General features: G+C 68.7%; 17 protein-coding genes and 2 tRNA genes. 7 read left to right on the top strand and 12 right to left on the bottom strand.

What is annotated here, in order from left to right:
• Positions 1-2: 2 nt before the first annotated feature.
• Positions 3-833, top strand: a complete 831-nt coding sequence (locus OCQ_RS18330; RefSeq protein ID WP_008258981.1) for an oxidoreductase — start codon at positions 3-5, stop codon at positions 831-833.
• 10 nt (positions 834-843) lie between these two features.
• On the opposite strand, the gene OCQ_RS18335 is transcribed toward OCQ_RS18330, so the two are convergent.
• Genes OCQ_RS18335 through OCQ_RS18345 form a run of 3 tightly spaced genes read right to left on the bottom strand, consistent with a single transcriptional unit; the run spans position 844 to position 3,451 of the window.
• Positions 844-1,773, bottom strand: a complete 930-nt coding sequence (locus OCQ_RS18335) for an NADP-dependent oxidoreductase (protein WP_008258982.1) — start codon at positions 1,771-1,773, stop codon at positions 844-846.
• Between the two features lie 5 nt (positions 1,774-1,778).
• Positions 1,779-2,462 (bottom strand): uracil-DNA glycosylase, encoded by a 684-nt coding sequence (locus OCQ_RS18340; RefSeq protein WP_014380726.1) that lies wholly within the window; start codon positions 2,460-2,462, stop codon positions 1,779-1,781.
• 41 nt (positions 2,463-2,503) lie between these two features.
• Complete coding sequence (locus OCQ_RS18345) at positions 2,504-3,451, bottom strand: thiamine-phosphate kinase (protein ID WP_179960087.1); 948 nt, start codon at positions 3,449-3,451, stop codon at positions 2,504-2,506.
• Positions 3,452-3,496: 45 nt separating this feature from the next.
• On the opposite strand from OCQ_RS18345, the gene OCQ_RS18350 reads away from it, so the two are divergent.
• A complete protein-coding gene (locus tag OCQ_RS18350; protein WP_014380728.1) occupies positions 3,497-4,081 on the top strand; it encodes a DUF3515 domain-containing protein in 585 nt (194 codons plus the stop codon).
• Here the strand turns inward: OCQ_RS18350 and OCQ_RS18355 are convergent, their stop codons facing one another.
• Together OCQ_RS18355 and OCQ_RS18360 are read right to left on the bottom strand one after the other, a co-directional pair.
• Positions 4,082-5,227 (bottom strand): D-alanine--D-alanine ligase family protein, encoded by a 1,146-nt coding sequence (locus OCQ_RS18355; RefSeq protein ID WP_014380729.1) that lies wholly within the window; start codon positions 5,225-5,227, stop codon positions 4,082-4,084.
• A gap of 31 nt (positions 5,228-5,258) precedes the next feature.
• Complete coding sequence (locus tag OCQ_RS18360; RefSeq protein WP_009952776.1) at positions 5,259-6,302, bottom strand: NAD(P)H-dependent glycerol-3-phosphate dehydrogenase; 1,044 nt, start codon at positions 6,300-6,302, stop codon at positions 5,259-5,261.
• Between the two features lie 155 nt (positions 6,303-6,457).
• Between OCQ_RS18360 and cofC the strand changes: the two genes are divergently transcribed.
• From cofC to mutT1, 3 genes are all read left to right on the top strand, one after another.
• Positions 6,458-7,108: a 2-phospho-L-lactate guanylyltransferase gene (gene cofC / locus OCQ_RS18365; protein WP_009952777.1), complete on the top strand. Its 651-nt coding sequence runs from the start codon at positions 6,458-6,460 to the stop codon at positions 7,106-7,108.
• A gap of 141 nt (positions 7,109-7,249) precedes the next feature.
• Entirely contained in the window at positions 7,250-9,451 is a 2,202-nt protein-coding gene (locus OCQ_RS18370; protein WP_009952778.1) for an RNA degradosome polyphosphate kinase, read from the top strand.
• Between the two features lie 84 nt (positions 9,452-9,535).
• On the top strand, positions 9,536-10,483 hold the full coding sequence (gene mutT1 / locus OCQ_RS18375) for an 8-oxo-(d)GTP phosphatase MutT1 (RefSeq protein WP_014385481.1): 948 nt from the start codon (positions 9,536-9,538) through the stop codon (positions 10,481-10,483).
• Positions 10,484-10,596: 113 nt separating this feature from the next.
• Here mutT1 and OCQ_RS18380 read toward each other — a convergent pair whose 3' ends face one another.
• From OCQ_RS18380 to leuC, 3 genes are all read right to left on the bottom strand, one after another.
• Positions 10,597-11,244 carry an HU family DNA-binding protein gene (locus tag OCQ_RS18380; RefSeq protein WP_008259006.1) on the bottom strand — a complete coding sequence of 216 codons (648 nt, stop codon included), beginning with the start codon at positions 11,242-11,244 and terminating at the stop codon, positions 10,597-10,599.
• 211 nt (positions 11,245-11,455) lie between these two features.
• The gene (leuD, locus tag OCQ_RS18385) at positions 11,456-12,052 is read right to left on the bottom strand and encodes a 3-isopropylmalate dehydratase small subunit (RefSeq protein WP_008259008.1); all 597 of its coding nucleotides are present in this window, start codon (positions 12,050-12,052) and stop codon (positions 11,456-11,458) included.
• Positions 12,053-12,078: 26 nt separating this feature from the next.
• Positions 12,079-13,518 (bottom strand): 3-isopropylmalate dehydratase large subunit, encoded by a 1,440-nt coding sequence (leuC, locus tag OCQ_RS18390; RefSeq protein ID WP_008259010.1) that lies wholly within the window; start codon positions 13,516-13,518, stop codon positions 12,079-12,081.
• Positions 13,519-13,603: 85 nt separating this feature from the next.
• Here leuC and OCQ_RS18395 point away from each other — a divergent pair, with 85 nt between their 5' ends.
• Together OCQ_RS18395 and OCQ_RS18400 are read left to right on the top strand one after the other, a co-directional pair.
• Positions 13,604-14,305, top strand: coding sequence for an IclR family transcriptional regulator (locus OCQ_RS18395; RefSeq protein WP_014380734.1), 702 nt, complete (start codon positions 13,604-13,606; stop codon positions 14,303-14,305).
• 50 nt (positions 14,306-14,355) lie between these two features.
• Complete coding sequence (locus OCQ_RS18400) at positions 14,356-14,868, top strand: pyridoxamine 5'-phosphate oxidase family protein (protein WP_009952782.1); 513 nt, start codon at positions 14,356-14,358, stop codon at positions 14,866-14,868.
• Between the two features lie 15 nt (positions 14,869-14,883).
• On the opposite strand, the gene OCQ_RS18405 is transcribed toward OCQ_RS18400, so the two are convergent.
• The 4 genes from OCQ_RS18405 to OCQ_RS18420 form a co-directional block, all read right to left on the bottom strand.
• A tRNA-Glu gene (locus OCQ_RS18405) sits at positions 14,884-14,956 on the bottom strand.
• 73 nt (positions 14,957-15,029) lie between these two features.
• Positions 15,030-15,101: transfer RNA gene (locus tag OCQ_RS18410), tRNA-Gln, on the bottom strand.
• A gap of 151 nt (positions 15,102-15,252) precedes the next feature.
• Positions 15,253-16,719 (bottom strand): glutamate--tRNA ligase, encoded by a 1,467-nt coding sequence (gltX, locus tag OCQ_RS18415; RefSeq protein ID WP_080588037.1) that lies wholly within the window; start codon positions 16,717-16,719, stop codon positions 15,253-15,255.
• Positions 16,716-17,522, bottom strand: coding sequence for a fumarylacetoacetate hydrolase family protein (locus OCQ_RS18420; RefSeq protein ID WP_009952784.1), 807 nt, complete (start codon positions 17,520-17,522; stop codon positions 16,716-16,718). The genes gltX and OCQ_RS18420 overlap by 4 nt, the downstream gene beginning before the upstream one ends.
• Between the last annotated feature and the right edge of the window lie 278 nt (positions 17,523-17,800).

The raw sequence follows: 17,800 nt of genomic DNA on the forward strand, positions 1-17,800 counted from the left end.
CGATGGCTCGCTGGCTGATCACGGGATGCTCCACCGGCTTCGGACGCGAAATCGCCCGCGCCGCACTGGAAGCCGGCCACAGCGTGGTGGTGACGGCGCGGCGCGCCGAGGCGGTGCAGGACCTCGCCGACGAGTTCGGCGACCGGGCGCTGGCCGTCGCGCTCGACGTGACCGACACCGGCCAGGTCGCGGCCGCGGTGGCGGCGGCCGACGAGGCCTTCGGCGGAATCGATGTGCTGGTCAACAACGCCGGACACGGCTACCTGTCCGCGGTGGAAGAGGGTGAGGACGCCGAGGTCCGAAAGCTGTTCGACGTGAACTACTTCGGCGCCGTCGACATGATCAAGGCGGTGCTGCCGGCCATGCGCGCCCGCGGATCGGGCCACATCATCAACATCTCCTCGATGACCGGCCTGGTGGCCAACCCGCCCAACGCCTACTATTCGTCGACCAAGTTCGCGCTGGAGGCGGTCACCGAGGCGCTCGCCACCGAGGTCCGCCCCCTGGGCATCAAGGTGACCGCCGTCGAACCCGGCGCGTTCCGCACCGATTGGGCGACAAGGTCGATGAAGGAATCCGGGGCGCCGATCACCGATTACGCCGACGTGGCGGCGCGCAAGGACCTGATCAAGCAGTTCGCCGATCACCTGCCCGGCGACCCGCGCAAGGTGGCCGAGGCGGTGCTGATGCTCGCCAAGCTCGACGACCCGCCGCTGCGGTTGCTGCTGGGCCGCGACGTGCTCAAGGCCATGCGGGACAAGATCGCCGCGTTGTCGGCGTCGATCGACGAATGGGAAGCCGTCACCAAGGACGTCAACTTCCCGGCGTCGTGACGCCGAGCCGTCAATCCCGCACGACCAGGACCGTCTTGCCGGCGCGGCCGCCCCGCTCCCGGCTTTCGAACGCCTCCCGGCCCTCGTCGAGCGGGAACGTCTGGGCGATCGCGACGTGCAACCGGTCGCTGTCGACGAGCGCGGCGAGCTCGGCGAGCTGATCCCGATTCGGTGTGACGATGAAGAAGGTTGCGCTGACGCCGAATTCGTCGGCCCGGCCGTCCGGCGGCGGTGCCGACAACGTCACCAGCCGGCCGCCGCGGCGCAGCACGCCGTAGGACCTTTCCAGCGTCTGCCCGCCGACGGTGTCGACGACGACGTCGTAGGCGGCGCCGGCCTCGTCAAATGCCTCGGTGCGTGTGTCGATCACCCGCTGCGCGCCGCAGCCGCGAAGAAGATTCGCGGTGTCGCTGCGCACGGTCGCGGTCACCCGCGCACCCAGCAGGGCGGCCAACTGAACGGTCAACAGGCCCACCCCGCCGGCGCCTCCGTGCACCAGCACGCTCTCCTTTGGCTGCACCGCGGCGTGATCGACCAGTGCCTGCAGCGCGGTCAGGCCGGCCAGCGGGAGCGCGGCGGCGACGACGTGGGAGACCGTCGACGGTTTGGCGGCCAGATCGGCCGCGGGCACGGCGACGAAATCGGCGGCCGCGCCGTCGCGGTCGAACGCGATCAGTCCGTAGACCTCGTCGCCGGGCACGAAATCCGTGACGTCGTCGGCCACCGCGGACACCACACCGGAGACCTCGTGGGACGGGATGACGGGGGTTCGGCTGACGCCGTCGCGGGTCCACGTCTCCTCCCATGTCAGCTCGTCGAAGGTGATGGCGGCCGCGTGCACGGCCACCAAGGCTTCCCCGGCCGCCGCGACCGGCACGGGCGCCCGCTCGATCACCAGCTGCTCCGGTCCGCCGCGCCGGTTCGCCCGTAGCGCGGTCATCTCGTTCAGGGCAGCCGCCAATCGATCGCGTCCGCGCCCATTCCGGCCAGCAGTTCGTTGGCACGGCTGAACGGGCGGGAGCCGAAGAACCCCCGCGACGCCGACAGCGGCGAGGGGTGCGGTGACTCGATGGCCACGCAATTGCCTTGGGCGAGAATTGGTTTGAGCGTCGAGGCGTCGCGGCCCCACAGGATCGCCACCAGCGGCAGCGAGCGCGCGGTCAGCGCCCGGATGGCGCATTCGGTCACCGTTTCCCAGCCCTTGCCCCGGTGCGACGCCGGATTGCTGGGTCGCACGGTGAGCACCCTGTTCAACAGCAGCACACCGCGCTGCGCCCAGGGCGTCAGGTCACCGCACGAGGGCGGGGGGTGGCCCAGGTCGGTCGTGTACTCCTGAAAGATGTTGGCCAGGCTGCGCGGCAGCGGCCGCACCTCGGGGGCCACCGAAAAGCTCAGCCCCACAGCGTGTCCGGGCGTCGGGTAGGGGTCCTGCCCGACGATCAGCACCCGGACCTGGTCGAATGGATAGGTGAAGGCGCGCAACACATTCGGGCCGGCGGGCAGATACCTGCGCCCGGCGGCGATCTCGTCCCGCAGGAACTGCCCCATCTGGGCGACCTGCCCGGCCACGGGTTGCAGCGCGTTCGCCCAGCCCGGCTCGACCAATTCGCTCAGCGGGCGCGCCGTCATCGTCGGCCCTTCGCGATCGGGTAAACGGTCACCGCGTCACCCTAGTACGACTGCCAGCCGGCGTGGCCGCTCCACTCCTGATCGTCGACGAGCACCCGGGCGGGCCCGTCGAGCACCCGCCCGATGATGCGCCATCCGGCCGGCGCGGGTCCGGCGAAACATGCCACCAGGGCGTGGTCTTCGCCGCCCCCCAGTACCCACGGCCAGGGATCGGCGCCTGCGGCGGCGGCCGCCGCGGCGAGCGCGTCGCGGTCGGCGGCCAGCGCCGCCGTGGACAGGTCGACGCCCACCCCCGACGCGTCGGCCACATGCCGCAGGTCGGCGATCAGGCCGTCGGAGACGTCGATCATCGCCTGCGCTCCCCCGGCGGCCGCGGCCGCGCCCTGACCGTACGGCGGCTCGGGCACCACATGCCGGCGCCGCAGCTCGTCGAACCCACCAATGTCGTTGTGCCACAGGGCGAATCCCGCGGCCGAACGGCCCAGGTCACCGGCGACGGCGACCAGCGAACCCGGCGTTGCGCCCGATCGCCGCACCGGCTCGCGGCCGCCGAGATCGCCGAGCACCGTCACCGAGATCACCCACTGCGGGCAGCTGACCAGGTCGCCGCCGGCGATGCCGGCCCCGACCCGTTGCGCCTCGTCCCACATCCCGTCGACGAGCGCGTCCACCGCGGCCGCCGGCGTCTCACCGGGCGCGCCGAAGGCGACGACGAACGCCGTGGGCCGCGCGCCCATCGCCTCGATGTCCGCGGCGTTCTGGGCGATCGCCTTGCGGCCGATGTCGTGCGGCGTCGACCAGTCCAGCCGGAAGTGGCGGTCCTGCACCAGCATGTCGGTCGACACCACGGTGCGGCCGTCGCCGGCCGCGACCAGCGCCGCGTCGTCACCCGGCCCGAGCACCACAGCGGCGGGCTGGCGGCGACCGGCCACCAGGCGGTCGATCACGGCGAATTCGCCGAGTTGCCGCAGCGTCGATTCGTCCCGCACGCCACCCACGATAATTGGCCATCGGGGTGAGCTGAGGCGATAGTGATGTGGGGACAGGAGGTGCGGGCGGTGGCAACCGAATCGGACGCCGACGGCGGGCCGCCGCGCGCGGTGATCATCGTCGCGGTGGCGCTGGCCGTCACGACCATCGGGGTGATCCTGGCGATCGCGGCCACCCGTGAGGCGCCCCCGCAGCCGGTCGCCGTCGCGGGCGTCCCGGCGCCGCAGGCCGACAGCCCCGCGTGCCGGGCGCTGATGGACGCGCTGCCGCAGCGCCTGGGTGACTACCAGCGGGCGGCGCTCGAGCAGCCGGAACCGGTGGGCGCGGCGGCATGGCGCTCCGGGCGGGGCGCCGACCCCGTCGTGCTGCGCTGCGGCCTGGACCGCCCGGGCGAGTTCGTCGTCGGCTCCCCGATCCAGGTGGTCGACCGGGTGCAGTGGTTCCAGGTGCGCTCCGACCAGCAATCCGCCGGTGACGCCGGCAGATCCACCTGGTACGCGGTGGATCGCGGTGTCTACGTGGCGCTCACGCTGCCCACCGGGTCGGGCCCGGCGCCCATCCAGCGCCTGTCGGAGGTAATCGCGCAGCGCATCCCGGCCGGGCCCATCAGCCCCGGGCCGGCGCGCTAGCTAGCGCAGGCCCACCCCGCGGGCCAGCGCCGTCTCGACCATCGTCGCCAGCAGGGTCGGGTAGTCCACGCCGCTGGCCGCCCACATCCGCGGGTACATCGAGATCGTGGTGAACCCCGGCATCGTGTTGATCTCGTTGAGCACCGGCCCGTCCTCGGTGAGGAAGAAATCCACCCGCGCCAGACCCTGGCAGTCGATGGCCTTGAAGGCGCGGACCGCCAATTGGCGCACTGTGTCGGCGATTTCGTCGTCGACCTTTGCGGGCACGTCCAATTCGGCTGCGTCGTCAAGGTATTTGGTGGCGAAGTCGTAGAACGAATCCTCGCGGCCCCGCACGCCTGCCACCCGGATCTCGCCGAGCGCGCTGGCTTCGACTGTGCCGTCGGGCATTTCGAGCACACCGCACTCCAGCTCGCGGCCGACGATCGCGGCCTCGACGATGACTTTGGGATCGTGGCGGCGCGCCGCGGCGACGGCGGCGTCCAGCTGGTCCCAGCTCGCTACCCGGCTCACACCGATCGAGGAACCTCCCCGGGCGGGTTTGACGAACACCGGCAGCCCCAGCCGCTGGCACTCCTCGGGCCGCAGCCGCGCGCGCGAGGGGCGCAGCACCGCGTAGTCGCCGACCGGCAATCCCTCGGCGGCGAACAGCTTCTTGGTGAACTCCTTGTCCATGCCGGCGGCGCTGGCCAGCACACCGGCGCCCACATACGGCACGCCGGCGAGTTCGAGCAGACCCTGGATGGTGCCGTCCTCGCCGTAGGGGCCGTGCAGCACGGGGAACACCACGTCGACGGACGCCAACACCTCACCGGCGCCGGGCGGCAGGGCGACCAATTGGCCGCCGCGCCGCGGATCGGCCGGCAGCGCCAGTTCGGTTCCCGACTCGGCGGTGACTTCGGGCAGCCGCCGGTCGGTGATCGCCAGCGCGGCCGGGTCGCCGTCGGTGAGCACCCAGGAACCTTCCGGGGTGATGCCGATCGCGACCACCTCGAAACGCTCGGGGTCGAGGTTGCGCAGAATGCTGCCCGCCGAGACGCACGAGATGGCGTGCTCGTTGCTGCGCCCCCCGAAGACGACGGCCACGCGCGCCCGCTCGCCGCCCCCCGAGCCGGGGTGCGGCGTCGACCGATCGCTGGCATTCACAATCTCAAGAGGCTACCGGGTAGGTGGGGTCTCACTCGGGCTTGGTGCGACGGCCCAACAGCAGCGCCATCGCCTCATCGACCGACAGCCCCTTGTGGCAGACCCGGTGCACGGCATCGGTGAGCGGCATTTCGACGTCGTAACTGGCCGCCAGCGCCAGCACCGACTCGCAGGACGTCACACCCTCGACGACGTGCCCGTCGCCGCCGTCGGGCGTGCCGGAAAGAATCGACTCGACGGTTGCTCCGCGGCCGAGCCGTTCACCGAACGACCGGTTGCGCGAATGCGGGGAGCTGCACGTGGCCACCAGGTCGCCCACGCCGGCGAGCCCGGCCAGCGTCGCGCCCTTGGCGCCCAGCGCGATCCCCAGCCGCATGATCTCGGCCAGGCCCCGGGTGATGATCGCCGCCGCGGTGTTTTCGCCGAGCCCCACGCCGGCGGCCATCCCGCAGGCGAGCGCGATCACGTTCTTGCACGCCCCGCCGATCTCGGTGCCCACCACATCACTGTTGGTGTAGGGGCGAAAGTATCCGCTGTTCAGCATGCGCTGCAGGGCGACGGCCCGGCCCGAGTCGCCGGAGGCGACCACGGTCGCGGCCGGCTGGCATCCGGCGATCTCGCTGGCCAGGTTCGGCCCCGAGATCACCGCGACGTGAGCGGGGTCGACGCCGGTCACCGCGACGATCACCTGGCTCATCCGCATCAGGGTGCCCAGCTCGATGCCCTTGGCCAGGCTGACCAGGGTCGCGCCCTCGCGCAGCAGCGGCGTCCAGCGCTCGAGGTTGCTCCGCATCGTCTGCGCCGGCACGCCGAGCAGCACCGTGGACGCGTTCTGGAGCGCCTCGGCGGCGTCGGCGGTGGCGCGGATGCCCGGCGGCAGCGACGTGCCGGGCAGATAGTCCGGGTTCGATCGGGTGGCGTTGATCCGCTCGGCGAGCTCCGGCCTGCGGGCCCACAACGTGACCTGTGTTTCCGGCCCGCCCGCCTCGACGAGCACCTTCGCCAGCGCCGTGCCCCACGCCCCGGCGCCCATGACCGTGACGGCGCCGGTCGAACCGGCATGCGTGCTGGTCATGTGTCACCCCCTGTCGTGGTCGGCGTTGCTCATGCGGCACGTGCAGCCGCTACACCCTAGATCAGCGACGGACCGGGCGTCACGCGCGCCAGCGTGTCCCGCGCGCCGGGGCCATGACGCCGGCGCGCGGGGCCGCGCTGGCAGGATGACATCTCATGAGCGGCATACGAGCCGACGGCGCGGGCGATGTCGCGTTGATCATCGCCGTCAAGAGGTTGGCCGCGGCCAAGACAAGACTGGCGCCGGTTTTCTCGGCGCGCACCCGCGAGAGCGTGGTGCTGGCGATGTTGATGGACACCCTGACCGCCGCGGGACGCGTGGAATCGCTGGGCTCGATCACCGTCATCACCCCCGACGACGCGGCGGCCGCTGCGGCCGCCGAGCTGGGTGCCGACGTGCTGGTCGACCCGACGCCCGAGGGCCACCCCGATCCCCTGAACAACGCGATCGCCACCGCGGCGCGCGCGGTGGCAACTTCGTTCTCCAATGTCGTTGCGCTGCAAGGTGATTTGCCGGCGCTGCAGACCCAGGAGCTGGCCGAGGCCGTCGCCGCCGCCCGCCAGCACCGGCGCAGCTTCGTCGCCGACCGGCTGGCGACCGGAACCGCGGCGCTCTTCGCGTTCGGGGGTCCGCTCGATCCCCGGTTCGGTTCCGATTCCTCGGCGCGGCACCGCAGTTCGGGTGCGATCGAGCTGACCGGCGCGTGGCCCGGCCTGCGCTGTGACGTCGACACTCCGACCGACCTCGCTGCCGCCCGCCGCCTGGGGGTGGGCGCCGCGACCGCCCGCGCCATCGCCGCGCACTGATTTGCCTCACGAGCGGTCGATGTCCGGAAAGCGAACGTCGGCCCAACGGCGAATGATTCCCGTGCGCGCTGCGCCCGGTGACGGCCTGTAGTGGCGACCCGCCACGGCCGCGCTCGCGATCACCACTGGCAGCACCCGCGCGTGATGAGCGATGATCGCAGGGTGACTGAAATCGAAGCTGAGGCGCGACCCGACGAGAATTTGTGGCATTCCGGCGACTCGGCCGTGGCGGCGCCCCCGGCTGCGACGCCCACCGCGATGACCGATCTGCCCGACGAGCGTTACCTCAACCGGGAACTGAGCTGGCTGGACTTCAACGCCCGCGTGCTGGCGCTGGCCGACGACAATTCGTTGCCGCTGCTGGAACGGGCGAAATTCCTGGCGATCTTCGCCTCCAACCTCGACGAGTTCTACATGGTGCGGGTCGCCGGCCTCAAGCGCCGCGACGAGATGGGCCTGTCGGTGCGCTCCGCCGACGGTCTGACGCCGCGCAAGCAGCTGGCCCTCATCGGGGAACAGACCCAGCGGATCGCGACCCGGCACGCGCGGGTGTTCCTCGATTCGGTGCGGCCCGCGCTGGCCGAGGAAGGCATCCACATCGTCACGTGGGCGGACCTCGATCAGGCCGAACGCGACGAACTCTCGGCCTATTTCACCGAACAAGTCTTTCCCGTCCTGACGCCGCTGGCCGTCGACCCCGCGCACCCGTTCCCATTCGTCAGCGGGCTGAGCCTGAATCTGGCGGTCATGGTCCGCCAGCCCGAGGATGGTGGCCAGCACTTCGCGCGAGTCAAGGTGCCCAACAACGTCGATCGCTTCGTCGAACTCGCCGCCCCCAGGTCGGGCCGGGACAGCGCCGCGGGCGAAGCCCGGTCCATCGTGCGCTATCTGCCGCTGGAAGAACTGATCGCGGCCTTCCTTCCTCTTCTCTTCCCCGGCATGGAAATCGTGGAGCACCACGCCTTCCGCATCACCCGCAACGCCGACATGGAGGTCGAAGAAGACCGCGACGAAGACCTGCTGCAGGCCCTGGAACGCGAACTGGCGCGCCGGCGGTTCGGCCCGCCGGTGCGACTCGAGATCGCCGACGACATGACCGAGGGCATGCTGGAATTGCTGCTGCGCGAACTCGATGTGCATCCCGGCGACGTCATCGAAGTCCCCGGCCTTTTGGATCTTTCGTCGCTGTGGCAGATCTACGACCTGGACCGCCCGGCGCTCAAGGACCCCGCGTTCGTCCCCGACACGCATCCGGCCTTCGCCGATCGCGAATCCCCCAAGAGCATCTTCGCGACGCTGCGCGAGGGCGACGTGCTGGTGCATCACCCGTATGACTCGTTCTCCACCAGCGTGCAGCGATTCATCCAGCAGGCCGCCGCCGACCCCAACGTGCTGGCGATCAAACAGACGTTGTACCGCACCTCCGGTGATTCGCCGATCGTTCGCGCGCTGATCGAAGCGGCCGAGGCCGGAAAGCAGGCCGTGGCACTGGTGGAGATCAAGGCGCGCTTCGACGAACAGGCCAACATCCGCTGGGCGCGCGCACTCGAACAGGCGGGCGTGCACGTGGTTTACGGACTCGTCGGGCTCAAGACGCACTGCAAGACCTGTTTGGTGGTGCGTCGCGAAGGCTCGGCGATCCGGCGCTACTGCCACATCGGAACGGGCAACTACAACAGCAAGACCGCCCGTCTCTATGAGGATGTCGGCCTGCTGACCGCGGCCCCCGACATCGGCGCCGACCTCACCGATTTGTTCAATTCGCTTACCGGCTATTCGCGTAAGGTCTCCTACCGCAATCTGCTGGTGGCGCCGCACGGAATTCGCACCGGGATCATCGAACGCGTCGAACGTGAGATCGCGGCGCACCGCGAACGCGGGGACGGGCGAATTCGTCTCAAGATGAATGCGCTGGTGGACGAGCAGGTCATCGATGCGCTGTACCGGGCGTCGCAGGCCGGCGTGCGGGTCGAGGTGGTGGTGCGTGGCATCTGCGCGCTGCGCCCGGGTGCACAGGGCTACTCCGAAAACATCGTTGTGCGCTCCATTCTCGGGCGCTTCCTCGAGCACTCGCGGATCATCCATTTCCGCAACATCAACGAATTCTGGATCGGCAGCGCCGATATGATGCACCGCAACCTCGATCGCCGCGTGGAGGTGCTGGCTCAGGTCAAGGACCCCAAGCTCACCGCGCAGCTGGATGAATTGTTCGAGTCCGCACTGGATCCGTCCACGCGCTGCTGGGAACTCGGGTCCGACGGGCAGTGGACCGCGTCGCCGCAAGAGGGCCATACGGTGCGCGACCACCAAGTATCGTTGATGGAGCGGCATCGCAGTCCCTAGACCTGTGCGGTGATTTCCGGTTGTTCCCGGGCCGCAGCGTGATTGAACGTGCGACTCTGACCGAATTGACCTGCAGGAGTTGAGGTGCCGCCTTCGAGCTCGTCTAGCGCCCGGCGCTCTGGAAGCCGAATCGTCCATGCCGCCGGCGCGGTCCTGTGGCGGCCGGGCGATGCCGACACCGCCGACCACGATGTCGAGATCGCCGTCATCCACCGCCCCCGCTATGACGATTGGTCACTGCCCAAAGGCAAAGTGGACCCCGGCGAGACCGCGCCCGTGGCGGCGGTGCGGGAGGTGTACGAGGAGACCGGCCAACACGCCGTCCTGGGCAGGCGGCTCAACGCGGTGAGCTATCCGATCGACGCGGGCGTCAAAAAAGTCTCCTACTGGTCGGCGCGCGCCGTGGGCGGCGAGTTCGTTCCCGGCGACGAGGTCGACCGGTTGCTCTGGTTGCCGGCGGCCGAAGCCATGCGGAAACTCGATTACGCCCAGGACCGAAAAGTGTTGCGCCACTTCAACAAAAAGCCGGCCGACACCCAGACCGTGCTGGTGGTCCGGCACGCGACCGCGGGACGCAAGTCGCGCTTCTCCGGCGATGACACCAAGCGGCCGCTGGACAAACGGGGGCGCGCGCAGGCCAAGGCGCTGGTTCCCCAGCTGCTCGCCTTCGGTGCGTCGCGGGTGTATGCGGCCGACCGGGTCCGCTGTCATCAGACCGTGGAACCACTCGCCGAGGAACTCGGCTCGACCGTGCACAACGAGCCCACCCTCACCGAAGAGGCCTACGCCAAGAACGCCAAACGCGGCCGCCACCGGATGCTGGACATCGCCGGCGAGCACGGCACACCGGTTGTCTGCACGCAGGGCAAGGTGATTCCGGACCTGATCGCGTGGTGGTGTGCCCGCGATGGGGTGCGGCCGGACAAATCGCGCAATCACAAGGGCAGCACCTGGGTGCTGTCGTTGTCGGGCGGCCGGCTGGTCGCCGCCGATCACCTCGGCGGTGCGCTGGCCGCCAACGTGCGCGCCTAGCGAAAGAGCGACGGCCGACCGCAGCTCGATGGCGGCGGCCCGCCGCTAGCACACGAATACCCTCCGGGGCACCGCTGCCGCCGAAGGGTATTCGTGTCTAGAACGTGCTCTGCCTAGCGGCGGCCGCGACGCGCGGTCGTCTTCTTGGCGGGAGCCTTGCGGGCCGTCGACTTGCTCGCGGCCTTCTTGGCCGGGGCCTTGGTCGCGGCCTTGCGGGCCGGAGCCTTCTTTGCCGCAGTCTTCTTGGCCGGAGCCTTGGTCGCGGCCTTGCGGGCCGGAGCCTTCTTCACTGCGGCCTTTTTGGCCGGAGCCTTCTTCACTGCGGCCTTCTTGGCGGGAGCCTTCTTGGCCGCCGCCTTCTTGGCGGGAGCCTTCTTGGCCGCAGCCTTCTTGGCGGGAGCCTTCTTGGCCGCGGTCTTCTTGGCCGCGCCCGTGCCACCTACCACACCGCGCTTGACGGCCGGGCCGTCCGACGGGAGACGCTGTGCGCCAGACACAACCGCTTTGAATTGGGCACCGGGACGGAACGCGGGGACGGAAGTCGGCTTCACCTTCACCGTCTCACCGGTACGCGGGTTGCGAGCCACGCGCGCTGCGCGGCGCCGCTGTTCGAACACACCGAACCCGGTAATGGTGACGCTGTCGCCCTTGTGTACCGCACGCACAATGGTGTCGACAACGTTCTCGACCGCTGCGGTCGCCTGCCGACGGTCCGTGTTCAATTTCTGTGTGAGCACATCAATGAGCTCTGCCTTATTCATCAATCCCTCCGACACTAGTGGTCCTCGATTTTGAACCGACTAGTGGACACGGTAAACCCTCACCCAGCAAATTTCCAAGAGCCACGCGCAATTTCACGGCAAGGGGTACGGCGTTTTCGCAATCCGGTTGCCGCCCTTGACCGGTGGGGGATCGTAAAATCGGCCCGGTTTAGTTAGCCGATCGAGCAGAAATTCGGCTCCGTCCGACCGTTCAGGAGGTGGACAGAGTGCGAGGTTTCCAGTCCGGATAGGCCGCCTCGAAAGACTCGATTTCATCGAGTTTCCGCAGCGTAAGGGCTATATCGTCGAGACCTTCGAGTAGCCGCCACGCGGTGTGGTCGTCAATCTTGAACGGCAGCACCGTCGTTCCCGCGGTGATATTTCGATCTTGAAGATTGGCAGTGATTTCCAAGCCGGGGCTCTGCTCGATCAGCTTCCAGAGCAGCTCCACCCCGTCCTGAGAAACTTCGGCCGCCAGCAGCCCCGCCTTGCCGGCGTTGCCCCGGAAAATGTCACCGAATCGAGACGAGATGACCACTCGGAACCCGTAGTCCATCAGCGCCCACACCGCGTGCTCGCGCGACGAGCCGGTCCCGAAATCGGGTCCTGCGACCAGGACCGACCCCCGATCAAACGGGCTGAGGTTGAGCACGAATGACGGATCCGACCTCCAGCTCGCGAACAAGCCGTCCTCGAAACCGGTTCTGGTTACACGCTTCAAATACACCGCCGGAATGATCTGATCGGTGTCGACGTTGGAGCGCCGCAGCGGCACACCGATACCGGTGTGGGTGTGAAAAGCTTCCATGCTCATCCCTTCAGACGTCGGATACGTCAGCTCAAATCGGCCGGAGCGGACAATGTGCCCCGAACTGCTGTCGCCGCGGCAACGGCCGGAGACACCAAATGCGTGCGGCCGCCTTTACCCTGGCGCCCTTCGAAGTTGCGGTTGGACGTCGCCGCGCACCGCTCGCCCGGCGCCAACTGGTCCGGATTCATCCCCAGGCACATCGAGCAGCCCGCCTGCCGCCATTCGGCGCCCGCGGCGGTGAAAACCTCGCCCAGCCCTTCGTCTTCGGCCTGCGCGCGCACCCGCATCGACCCCGGCACGACGAGCATCCGCACCCCCGGGGCGATTTTGCGCCCGCGCAAAATGTCGGCCACGGCGCGGAGATCTTCGATACGACCGTTGGTACAAGAGCCCACGAACACCGCGTCGACGGCGATGTCACGCATCGGGGTACCCGGTCGAAGGTCCATGTATGCCAACGCTTTCTCAGCGGCCTGGCGCTCGCCGTCGTCGGCCATCAGTTCGGGGTCGGGCACGGCGGCGGCCAGCGGCACGCCCTGGCCGGGGTTTGTGCCCCACGTCACGAACGGGCTCAGCGACTCCGCATCGAGGTAGACCTCGGTGTCGAATTCGGCGCCCGGGTCGGTGTGCAGCTGCTGCCAATAACGCATGGCCGCATCCCATTGCGCGCCTTTCGGGGCGTGCGGGCGGTCACACAGGAATTCGTAGGTGGTGGCGTCGGGAGCCACCATTCCCGCCCGGGCGCCGGCTTCGATGCTCATGTTGCAGACGGTCATCCGGCCTTCCATCGACAGGGATTCGATGGCGCTGCCGCGGTATTCGATGACATGCCCCTGCCCGCCGCCGGTGCCGATCTTGGCGATCAGCGCGAGGATGATGTCCTTGGCCGTCACGCCGGGGGGCAATTTCCCGTCGACATTGACCGCCATCGTCTTGAACGGCCGCAGCGGCAACGTCTGGGTCGCGAGCACGTGCTCGACCTCCGAGGTGCCAATTCCCATGGCCAGCGCGCCGAATGCGCCGTGGGTCGAGGTGTGACTGTCCCCACAGACGATCGTCATGCCCGGCTGGGTGAGGCCCAGTTGTGGCCCCACGACATGAACGATGCCCTGCTCGAGGTTGCCCATCGGATATAGCCGCACACCGAATTCGGCACAATTTCGCCGTAATGTCTCGACCTGCGTGCGGGACACCGGGTCGGCGATCGGCTTGTCGATGTCGATGGTCGGAACGTTGTGATCCTCGGTGGCCAGCGTCAAATCGGGGCGTCGCACCGGCCGGCCGGCCAGGCGCAGGCCGTCGAAAGCCTGCGGGCTGGTGACCTCGTGCACCAGGTGCAGATCGATGTAGATCAGGTCGGGGGCCCCCTGCCCCGAGGCACCCCCGGAGACCACAACATGGTCGTCCCAGACCTTTTCGGCCAGCGTGCGCGGCTTGGCGGCCGCCCCTGCGTCGCTCCCCATATCGAACTCGCCTCAATTCGCGTCATCCGCGGCTCGCCGATCATTCGGGCTGTGATCTCAGAATGCGAGACGCTAGTATCTTCTTGTGAGACAGCATAGCGGTATCGGCGTCCTGGACAAAGCCGTGGGTGTCCTGCACAGCGTCGCCCAATCCCCCTGCGGATTGGCCGAACTGTGTGAGCGGACCGGGCTGCCCCGGGCCACGGCCTATCGGTTGGCGGCGGCCCTGGAAGTCCATCGCCTGTTGGCGCGCGACGACGAAGGGCGTTGGCGGCTGGGCCCGGCCGTCACCGAACTCGCGGCGCACGTCAACGATCCGCTGCTGGCCGCCAGCAGCGCGGTGCTGCCCCTGTTGCGCGAGACCACCGGCGAAAGCGTGCAGCTGTACCGGCGTGAGGGCACCGACCGGGTCTGTGTGGCCGCCCTGGAACCCGCTGCGGGCCTTCGCGATACGGTTCCGGTCGGGGCGCGACTGCCCATGACGGCGGGGTCGGGCGCCAAAGTGCTGCTGGCACATAGCGACGCGGCCACCCAGAAGGCGGTGCTGGCGACGGCCAAATTCACCGAACGAACGCTGGCCGAGGTGCGCCGCCGTGGCTGGGCACAGAGCGTGGCCGAGCGCGAGCCCGGTGTGGCGAGCGTGTCCGCCCCGGTGCGCGACGGCCGCGGCACCGTCGTCGCCGCCATCTCGGTGTCGGGCCCCATCGATCGGATCGGCCGGCGTCCGGGCGCGCGTTGGGCCGCCGATCTGCTGTCCGCCGCCGATGCGATGGCCCGCCGGCTCTAGTTCCCAGGTCCTTCCGCGAGCGCCGCGGCGGGCCTGACAGACTGACCGGCATGGGAACCAATCAGCGCGCGAGCATCGTCATGTCGGAAGACGAGATCGCCGATTTCGTCGTCAAGAGCCGCACCGGAACGCTGGCCACCGTCGGCCCCGACGGCCAGCCTCACCTGACCGCCATGTGGTACGCCGTGGTCGACGGCGAGATCTGGCTGGAGACCAAGGCGAAGTCGCAGAAGGCCGTCAACCTCAAGCGGGACCCGCGGGTGAGCTTTTTGATCGAGGACGGCCACACCTACGACACGCTTCGCGGGGTGTCCTTCGAGGGCGTCGCGGAGATCGTGGACGACCCCGACGTCTCACACCGGGTAGGGGTCAGCGTCTGGGAGCGCTACACCGGCCCTTACACCGAGGACATGAAGCCGTTCGTCGAGCAGATGATGAACAAGCGGGTCTGTGTTCGCATCGTGGCCCGCCGCGCTCGTTCGTGGGATCACCGCAAACTGGGCCTGGCGCCGATGCCGGTGGGTGGATCGACCGCTCCGGCCGTCCTGGGGAACGACCAGTAACTGCGGTTTAGTTTGTAGCCCCGATGGGATTCGAACCCACGCTACCGCCGTGAGAGGGCGGCGTCCTAGGCCGCTAGACGACGGGGCCAGAAACGATCCGAGCAGTCAGCATAGCTCACCGCGCTAAGCCCACCTAATCGCTTGAAACGGTGCGGATTTTGCTGGGGTACCAGGACTCGAACCTAGAATGGCTGAACCAGAATCAGCTGTGTTGCCAATTACACCATACCCCATTGGCCGCCTAAAACTGCTGGTCAGCGCCGATTGCGGGCCTTTGCAAGCTCTTTGGGGACCGCCACTGCCAGTCGTTGTCGGCTTTGGTAAACCGCAGTGCAGACTACCAAAGTCTCGCGGGGCAGTCCGCATGCGTGGTCTGGGTCTCCCCTAACCGATCGTCGCGCGCGCCGCGCGCAGCCGCCGCACGCTGCGGTCGCGGCCCAGCAGCTCGAGCGACTCGAACAGCGGCGGGCTGACCGTCGTGCCGGTGGCGCCCACCCGGATCGGGCCAAACGCCTTGCGCGGTTTGAGGCCCAGCTCGTCGATGAGCGCCGCCTTGAGGGCGGCTTCGATCTGTGGCGTCGTCCAGTCCGCGACGCCGTCCAGCGCGCCCAGCGCCGCATCGAGCACGGTGGCCGAGTCCGGCCCCAGCTCCTTGGCCGCGGCCTTGGGGTCGATCGCGTACTCGTCGTCGTTGAGGAACTTCAACAGGTCCCAGGCGTCACCGAGCACCACGATCCGGGTCTGCACCAGGTCGGCGGCCGTGGCGAAGCCGGCGTCGTCGAGCTCGAGGCGATGACCGTGCACGCCGAAGTAATCGCGCAGCCTGGCGGTGAAGTCCTCGACGGTGAGCATCCGGATGTGCTCGGCGTTGAGCGCGTCGGCCTTTTTCTGGTCGAAGCGGGCCGGGTTGGAGTTGACGTCGACGACGTCGAACGCGGCCACCATCTCATCGAGACTGAACACGTCGTGGTCGTCGGCGATGGCCCAGCCCAGCAACGCCAGGTAATTGAGCAGCCCTTCGGGGATGAAGCCGCGGTCGCGGTGCGCGAACAGGTTCGACTGCGGGTCGCGCTTGGACAGCTTTTTGGTGCCCTCCCCCAATACCGTTGGCAGATGCGCGAACTGCGGGGTGCGCTCGGCGACGCCGATGCGGATCAGCGCCTGATACAGAGCGAGCTGGCGCGATGTCGACGGCAGCAGGTCCTCGCCGCGCAGCACGTGGGTGATCTTCATCAGCGCGTCGTCACACGGATTGACCAAGGTGTACAACGGATCTCCGTTGGCGCGGGTCAGCGCGAAGTCGGGCACCGACCCGGCCGCGAAGGTGGTGGTTCCCCGCACCAGGTCGTCCCAGCTGAGGTCGCCGTCGGGCATCCGCAGCCGCACCACCGGCTGGCGGCCCTCGGCGAGGAATGCCGCGCGCTGCGAGTCGGTCAGCTGCCGGTCAAAATTGTCGTAGCCCAGCTTGGGATTACGGCCCGCGGCGAGGTGCCGCGCCTCGACCTCCTCCGGCGTCGAAAAGGCGTAGTAGGCCTCTCCCGCCTCGACCAGCTTGGCCACCACGTCGCGGTAGATCTCGCCGCGCAAAGATTGGCGGTACGGGCCGTAGGGGCCGCCCACTTCGGGCCCCTCGTCCCAGTCCAGGCCGAGCCAGCGCAGCGCGTCCAGCAGCGCCAGATAGCTTTCCTCACTGTCGCGTTGGGCGTCGGTGTCCTCGATGCGGAAGACGAAGGTGCCCCCGGTGTGCCGGGCGTAGGCCCAGTTGAACAGCGCCGTGCGGACCATGCCGACGTGCGGGGTGCCGGTGGGCGACGGGCAGAATCGGACGCGTACGTTCGCGGGTGCAGTCACGATTTTCCTTTGCGGAGCACGGGATTGGTCAGGGTGCCGATGCCCTCGATGGTGATGGAGACGGTGTCGCCGTCCTCGATGGGGCCGACGCCCGCCGGGGTTCCGGTGAGGATGATGTCGCCGGGCAGCAAGGTCATCACCGCCGAGATCCACTCGACGATGGAGCCGATGTCGTGGATCAGCAGCGACGTGCGGCTGTGTTGCTTGACCTCGCCGTTGACCTCGGTGCGCAATTCGAGATCGCCCGGGTCCAGCGGCTTGAGGTCGGTCACGATCCACGGCCCGACCGGGCAGAAGGTGTCGTGGCCTTTGGCCCTCGTCCACTGGCCGTCGGCTTTTTGTTGATCGCGCGCCGACACGTCGTTGCCGATGGTGTAGCCGAGGATGTTGTCCGCGGCCTGGGCGGCCGAGACGTCCTTGCAGGGCCGGCCGATGACCACGGCCAGCTCGCCCTCGAAGTGAACCGGTGATGCGTTGGCCGGCAGGCGAATCGGTACGTTGGGCCCGATGATGGCGGTGTTCGGCTTGAGGAATATCACCGGCTCGGCCGGCGCGGGGCCGGTCATGTCCTTCATCTCGGCGATGTGATCGGTGTAGTTCTTGCCGACACAGACCACCTTGCTGGCGAGTATCGGGGCGAGCAGCCGGACGTCGGCGAGCGGCCATGACCGGCCGGTGAAGTTCGGCGTGCCGAATGGATGCTCGGCGATCTCACGGGCGATCATCTCGGCGGGGTCGTCGAGTTCGCCTTCGATGCTGACGAAGGCGACACCGTCGGGGCTGGCGATTCGACCAAGGCGCATTCGGTTGAGCCTAGTGAGGGTCGCGAGCGCGGCGAAGCCGGGCGTGGCGGGCCCTCACCATCCGACCCAGTGAGGGTCGCGAGCGCGGCGTAGCCGGGCGTGGCGGGCCGTCACCATCCGACCTAGTCTGGCGACGATTCGGGCCGGGACGGCCCGAGGAGGAGCCGGACGATCCCGCCTAGCCAGGGTCGCGAGCGCGGCGAAGCCGGGCGTGGCGGGCCAGGCGATGACCAGCAACGGCACACGTCCTGCGGCCAAATTTCCCGGTGGTATGCAAG

Source organism: Mycobacterium paraintracellulare (assembly GCF_000276825.1).
Classification (GTDB): domain Bacteria; phylum Actinomycetota; class Actinomycetes; order Mycobacteriales; family Mycobacteriaceae; genus Mycobacterium; species Mycobacterium intracellulare.